The following is a 1,719-nucleotide window of genomic DNA, read 5'->3' as shown; positions in this document are numbered from 1 at the left end:
CACTTGGCCTTGCGTTCGTCGGCAGGGACGCGTTTCACCTCGGCAAAGTTGAGGCGCGCCTGGGCCCGCTGCTGATTGCTCAGGGCGGCCCATTCGATCATTCGGCTGTGCAGGGTGGCTTGGTCATCGGCCGACATGTTCGCGTAGTTGCGTGACAGTGCCAGCCATTTGCGCTTGTGCCCCGGGTTCAGGGCGTGCCAGTGCGGCGCGAGCGGCCGCAGCGCCTGCTGCTGCTTCGCGCTGAGTTCGCTCCAGTACGGCCGGGTGGCCGGGGCGGTTTTCGAGGCGGATGGCGGYGAACCCGCCGCCTGTGCGCCGCTGCCGGCGGATTTGAGCGGCTGCTCCGAATGCGTCTGGGCGCTGGCGAGCGTCAGGCCGAACAACGCAGCGGCAAGGACACCCGCCCAAATGACAGCGCCCGACGTTGGCGGGCGCAGCGGGCGAGGCGTATCGGTGCGGGAAACGGGAGGGCGTCGCATTCGTTCAACAGAGAAATGACTCAGTCGGAAGCGCCATCCGCCTTGACCTTGAGAAACTGGGCAAAACCAGGGTCGGTGTAGGCGGCAGGGGGAAGATCGTCCGTCAGCAGGGCGGAATCGACTTCGGCCAATTCGCTCGCCCGGTCCTCGTCCTGCATCACGCTGATGGTGATCAGCCCTGCAGCCAGTGCAAGCAGGGGCACCACCGAGCCGATGCGGGTCCACCAGCCGCCGCCCATCGTTGCCACATGGCCGGACTGCATGACCGTCGAGGCTGCCCGCAGCTGGGGTGCCTGCTTGCGCATGGCGACGGCTTGCGCGCGCGCGACCCGCAGCCGCTCGCCGATGTCGTGCGGCAGCTCCTGGTTGCCCTCGGACAGCCGCGCAGCGATGCGCCGGCCGAATTGATCCTCGGCAGCAAAAGAAGAGGTTGGAACCTTAGTGTTCATAGCGAAATTCCCTTGGCTTTGAGCGCCTTGCTCAGGGCGTGCACGGCCCGCGAACAATGGGTTTTGACGCTGCCTTCGGAGCAGCCCATTGCAGCGGCCGTCTCCGCCACATCCATTTCTTCCCAGTAACGCATCAGGAAAGCCTCGCGTTGACGACCTGGCAAAGCCGCGATCTGTTCTTCGATCTCGTGGAAGATCTGGGCGCGGCGGGTCGTGTCCTCGGCACTCTCCGTTTCTCTGGAGTCGGTTGGCGAGACGAAGTTCTCCAGCAGATCGAAATCTCCGTCGTCTCCGGCAGATTCGAAGTCGCCGAGGTTGGAGAACAGGGCGCGGCGGGTCTTCTGACGGCGGAACCAGTCGAGGGTGCAATTCGAAAGAATGCGCTGGAACAGCATCGGCAGCTCTTCCGGCGGCTTGTCGCCGTAGTGCTGCGCCAGCTTCATCATGCTGTCCTGCACGATGTCGAGCGCGGCTTCCTCGTCCCGCACGTGGTAGACCGAGCGCTTGAAAGCGCGCCGTTCGACGCTCTTCAGAAAGTCGGAAAGTTCTTGTTCAGTGGCCAAGCGAGAGGGGGCGCCGGGGGGCGCCGCGTGGGGAATGGATGTCGGGAAGCGCTTATGTTTTTCTGCCGCGGATTATGCCCCGGTGCCTTTTCACCGGGTTTTTTGCGCGGCGGCTGGCTCATCAATGTCATAATCCGCGCTGCAAGTCAAAAGGCAAACGGGTCAAGGTCCGGCGGAACATCAGTCCGCTCATGGCTTTGGCCTCAAGTCCTGGCGCGGCCCCACAAG

The 1,719-nt window shown here is 64.1% G+C and carries 3 protein-coding genes; all 3 read right to left on the bottom strand.

Going from position 1 to position 1,719, the window contains the following annotated elements:
- The coding region (locus AC1DOC_RS32525; protein WP_478131425.1) for a DUF3106 domain-containing protein at positions 1 to 383 on the bottom strand (383 nt) is incomplete at its 3' end.
- 116 nt (positions 384 to 499) lie between these two features.
- Positions 500 to 928, bottom strand: coding sequence for a DUF3619 family protein (locus AC1DOC_RS32520; RefSeq protein WP_012747476.1), 429 nt, complete (start codon positions 926 to 928; stop codon positions 500 to 502).
- The gene (locus AC1DOC_RS32515) at positions 925 to 1,491 is read right to left on the bottom strand and encodes an RNA polymerase sigma factor (RefSeq protein WP_012747477.1); all 567 of its coding nucleotides are present in this window, start codon (positions 1,489 to 1,491) and stop codon (positions 925 to 927) included. Before AC1DOC_RS32515 ends, AC1DOC_RS32520 begins: the two co-directional genes overlap by 4 nt.
- Between the last annotated feature and the right edge of the window lie 228 nt (positions 1,492 to 1,719).

Source organism: Variovorax sp. 01T439_2, from assembly GCF_056398445.1.
The sequence above is the reverse complement of the archived record's forward strand: the minus strand, read 5'-3'. Positions and strand labels throughout refer to the sequence as shown.